This window comes from Yinghuangia sp. YIM S10712 (assembly GCF_051388935.1).
Lineage (GTDB): Bacteria > Actinomycetota > Actinomycetes > Streptomycetales > Streptomycetaceae > Yinghuangia.
Window position 1 is genome coordinate 1 of record NZ_JBPKBI010000058.1, and the last position, 5188, is coordinate 5188.

The window sequence follows — 5188 nt, forward strand, 5'->3', positions numbered from 1 at the left end:
GACCTACCAGACCTTCCAGAACGCGGGCTTCTCGCTCGGCCCGATCCAAATCCCGGGCTACGTCGACAAAGCCGACTACAGCCGGCAGACACCGCACGGCGCACTTCCCGTCCGCCTGGCGCAGTACAACCCCGACCAGGACAAGATCCTGATTCCGTGACGCGGCCGACACCGCGCGCCGCCCGGTGACCCGATCGCGCATTCGGCTCGCCCCCGAACTCGCGCTGTGAGGGCCCGGCCCAGGCTGACGCCCTGGGCCGGGTTCCCCCGGACCGAACGGACTCCCCACCACGATCCGGTTCATCCCGCCTCCGACCGCCCGATTCCCCGCGGAGAACGCCATGCACAGTTTCGCATTCCGACTCCAGCACACCGAACGGATGCAGCCTTGACTGGGCCCATCTCCGAAACCACCGGCCCTGCGGACAGCGCGACCCCGTCCGCCGCAGGCCTGGCTTCCGGGTTGATCGAGGCGGAGGCCGAGCGTCAGGCGCGTCAGGCGGAGGCGAAGCGCGAAGTACTGTTCGCGGACGAACTGCTGCCCGGTGTGGGCGGCGAACACCTGACACTGCGTCAAGGTCTGGCGGCGGGTGGGTCGATGACCTTCCTGACGCTGATGTTGCTGGCGACGTTCGACGAGTTGGAGTCGGCGACGCTGAGCATTTTGGCGCCGGACATCCAGGACGCGTTCGGGCTGAGTGACTCGGCGATCGTGTTCATCTCGGCGGCTTCGGGCGCGTTCCTGGTGCTGGGCGCCTTGCCGATGGGGTACCTGGCGGACCGGTACCGCCGCAGCCGTGTCATCGGCTGGGCGGGGATCATGTTCTCCGCGATGGTGCTGGCCTGCGGTATGGCCGCGAACGCGTTCTTGTTCTTCCTCACCCGGTTCGGGGTGGGGGTCGCCAAGTCCAGCACGATCCCGGTGAACGGGTCGCTGCTGGCGGATACCTACCCCATCGGGGTGCGCGGCCGGATCTCCGCGGTCAACTACTCCGCCGCCCGGACCGCGGGAGCACTCAGTCCGCTGCTGGTGGCGGGGATCGCCACACTCGCGGGCGGGGACGACGGGTGGCGGTGGCCGTTCCTGATCCTGGGTCTGCCGACACTGGCGGTCGCCATCTGGGCGTTCCGGCTGCCGGAGCCCAAGCGCGGGCAGCACGAGATGAAGTCGGTCCTCGGCGGGGTCGTCGACGACGACAAGCCGATGCCGATCTCGATCGAGGCGGCGTTCGCGCGGCTGCTGCGCATCAAGACCATGAAGACCGCGATCCTCGCGTTCTCGGCTCTGGGCTTCACTCTTTTCACAGGCGCGATCCTGACCAGCCTGTGGGCGGACGACCACTTCCACATGTCCACCTTCGAGCGCGGCGTGTGGGGTTCTGTCACCGGCGTGGCGATCCTGGCCCTGTTGCCGTTTGTCGGCCCGTGGTACGACAAGCTCTACCACCGCGACCCGTCCCGGGCGGTGGCGCTGCTGGGGTGGCTGCTGCTGCCGGGCGCGGTGTTGCTGCCGATCCAATGGGCGATGCCGACCGGGTGGGCGTTCATGCTGCTGGGCATTCCGGCGGGGATGCTGAACTCGGTGGCGTTCGCGATGACCGCGCCGATCATGCAGTCGGTGATCCCGTACCGGCTGCGGGGATTGGGCGCGGCGCTCGGGTCGCTGTACATCTTCTTCATCGGCGCGACCGGCGGGGCGATCCTGTCGGGCCTGATCAGCGACGCCTACGACCCCCGTGTCGCGGTGCTGGTGATCGGGATCCCGGCGACCGCGATCGGTGGGTTCCTCATGCTGCGCGGTGCGAAGACCATCCGGCACGACCTGTCGTTGGTGGTGCAGGAGTTGCGGGAGGAGCTGGACGAGGCCGAGCGGCAGGCGCAGGATCCCGAGAGCATCCCCGTCCTCCAGGTCAACAACATCGACTTCTCGTACGGCCAGGTGCAGGTGCTGTTCGACGTCGCGTTCGATGTCAAGCGCGGCGAGACCCTCGCGTTGCTGGGGACGAACGGCGCGGGCAAGTCCACGATTCTGAAGGTCATTTGCGGCCTCGGCACTCCTGAGCGCGGTGTCGTCCGGCTGGGTGGGCGCACGATCACCTACGTGGCACCCGAGCAACGCGGCCGGTACGGCATCCACCTGTTGCCGGGCGGCAAGGGCGTGTTCGCGGGGATGAGTGTGCGCGAGAACCTGGAGATGGCCGCGTTCCGGTTCCGCAAGGACGCCGCGCGGCGCGACGAGCGTTTCGCGTACGTTCTCGGCCTTTTCCCGGACCTGAAGGAGCGTCTCGGGCAGCAGGCCGGGTCGTTGTCGGGTGGTCAGCAGCAGATGCTGGCGCTGGCGATGGTGCTGATGCACGACCCCGAGGTGCTGCTGATCGACGAACTCTCCCTCGGGCTGGCGCCGGTGGTCGTGCAGGACCTCCTGGCCATCGTCGAACGCCTCAAGCAGGACGGGCTGACGATCGTCGTGGTCGAGCAGTCGCTGAACATCGCGCTGGCGATCGCGGACCGTGCGGTGTTTCTGGAGAAGGGCCAGGTCCGGTTCACCGGCCCGGCCCGGGAGTTGGCCGAACGTGACGACCTCGCCCGCGCGGTCTTCCTCGGCAGGGAAGGCGGCTGACCCGTCATGGAACTGCCCACCACACAACTGCTGTTCGACGGTGCGGTCACCGGCCTGGTCATCGGCCTGCTGGCCATGGGCATCGTGCTCGTCCACCGGTCGACGCGTGTCATCAACTTCGCGGTCGCGAACATGGGGCTGGTCGGGTCCGCGCTGTTCGCGCTGCTGGTGGTCCGCTACGGCGTGCCGTACTGGATCGCCCTGGCCATCTGCCTGCTCGCCGGCACGGTCTTCGGCGCGATCGTCGACCTCGCCGTCGTACGCAGGCTCTTCAACGCGCCGCGTGTGATCGTCCTGGTCGCCACCATCGGCGTCGCCCAGCTCGCCCTGACCATCATCACGTCCTACCCGGACCTGGACGACTACACCAACGATACGTATCCGGTTCCGTGGTCCGGGAGTTGGTCACCGACCGACGACCTGGAGATCACCGGCGCGCAACTGGCGGTCCTGGTCACCGTGCCCGTCGCCGCGGTCCTGCTGGCCCTCTTCCTCGGCCGGACCACGCTCGGCCGCACGGTCAAGGCCGCCGCCGACAACCCCGAACTCGCCCGCCTGAACGGCATCAGCCCCAAACTCGTGTCCACCGCCGTATGGGCCATCGCCGGGCTGCTGGGCACCGTCTGCATGATCCTCATCCAAGGTCGGCAGGGATCCCTCACCCAGATCACCGAACTCGGCCCCGGCACCCTGCTACGCGCCCTCGCCGCAGCCGTCATCGCACGCATGGTGTCGTTCCCGGTCGCCCTCGGCGCGGGCGTGCTGCTGGGCCTGCTCCAGTCGTTCATCCAGTTCAACTGGCTCGACCAGCCCGGCCTCACCGACCTGACCCTGCTGGTCCTGGTGCTGGTCGCGGTGTTCTTCGTCTCCCGCGGACGCGACACCGAGTCCTCCGCGTTCTCCTTCGCCCCGAAGGTCAAGCCGGTTCCGGAGCGACTGAAGGGCGTGTGGTGGGTCCGCCACATGGAACGCGGCGGCCTGCTGTTCCTCGGCCTGATCGCCATCGTCATTCCGCTCATCGTCACCCAGCCGTCCCGCCACCTCCTCTACACCGTCATCCTCGGTTATGCGATCTGTGCCGCGTCGGTGACGGTGCTCACCGGCTGGGCCGGGCAGCTGTCCCTCGGCCAGATGGCGTTCGCGGGACTGGGCGCGCTGACCGCCGCCGCACTCAACCGCGGCCTGCGCATCGAAATGGGCGACACCGTCTACGAATACCGGGCCATGGCGTTCCCGGCGGCGGTGTTGGTCGCCGCGCTGATCACCGCCGCCATCGCCGCGATCGTCGGCGCCGGAGCACTGCGCGTACGCGGACTCCTCCTCGCCGTCAGCACCTTCGCGTTCGCGGTCGCCGCCGAGCAGTACTTCTACCGCCGTAAGACCTTCCACGACGAAGGCATGGACACCGCATCGTTCGAACGCAGCACACTGTTCGGCATCGACATCAGCAGCCAACGCTCGTACTACTACGTCGTGTTGGTCGTGCTCGCGATCGTGCTCATCGTCGTCGGACGGCTGCGCCGCTCCGGCGTGGGACGCACCACGATCGGCGTGCGAGACAACCCGGCGACCGCCGCCGCGTACACCGTGAGCGCGGCGCGAGTGAAGCTGCGTGCGTTCGCCCTCGCCGGCGGTATCGCGGGGCTCGGCGGGGCGTTGTTGGCCGGCGCGGTCCAGTCCGTCCCGTACACGGACAAGTACTTCCTGACCCCCGACTCGCTCGTCCTGGTCTCGATCGTCGTCATCGGCGGTCTCGGGTCGGTGTCCGGGCCGGTCCTCGGTGCGCTGTGGGTGATCGGTCTCCCGGCGATCTTCCCCGAGAACGAGATCATCCCGATGCTGACCTCCAGCATGGGCCTGCTCATCCTCCTGCTGTACTTCCCCGGCGGCCTCGTCCAGATCGGGTACACGATCCGGGACGCACTGCTTGCCTGGGCGGACCGCAAGCTCGGCCCCGCCACCCCGACCAAGACCGGCACAGCGGCGCCGAAGGCGCTCACCCGCACCGAACGCGAGCCGCTCCCGCAGGGCACACCGGTTCTCGCCACCCGCGACATACGGGTGCGCTTCGGCGGACGGAGCGCGGTCGACGGGGTGTCGATCGAGGTGCGGCCGAACGAGATCGTCGGTCTCATCGGCACCAACGGCGCAGGCAAGTCCACGCTCATGAACGCCATCGGTGGGTACGTCCCCGCGACCGGCACCGTCCACCTCCTCGGCGACGACGTCTCCGGCAAGTCCCCCGCAGCTCGGGCCCGTGGCGGACTCGGCCGCACGTTCCAGGCCGCCACGCTCTTCCCCGAGCTGACGGTCAAGGAGACCGTGCAGATCGCCTTGGAGGCCCGCGGACGGACCGACATGCTGTCGACCGCACTCCACCTGCCGCACACCTTCGGCAGGGAGCGCTCCAAGAACGCCGAGGCGACCGACCTGATCGACTTCCTCGGCCTGGGCCGCTACGCCGACGCGTTCATCGGCGACCTGTCCACCGGCACCCGCCGCATCGTCGAACTCGCGGGCCTGCTGGCGCTGGACGCCCGCGTGCTGTGCCTGGACGAGCCGACCGCC

Annotated in this window: 2 protein-coding genes; both read left to right on the forward strand. The window is 68.8% G+C overall.

All coding sequences use genetic code 11. The features are described 5' to 3' along the window. Window positions 1-388: 388 nt before the first annotated feature. The gene (locus tag ACRX5W_RS33105) at window positions 389-2620 is read left to right on the forward strand and encodes an ATP-binding protein (protein ID WP_436792102.1); all 2232 of its coding nucleotides are present in this window, start codon (window positions 389-391) and stop codon (window positions 2618-2620) included. Between the two features lie 6 nt (window positions 2621-2626). Continuing rightward, window positions 2627-5188 (forward strand): ABC transporter permease subunit (locus ACRX5W_RS33110; RefSeq protein WP_436792103.1); only part of this gene is annotated, 2562 nt, incomplete at its 3' end.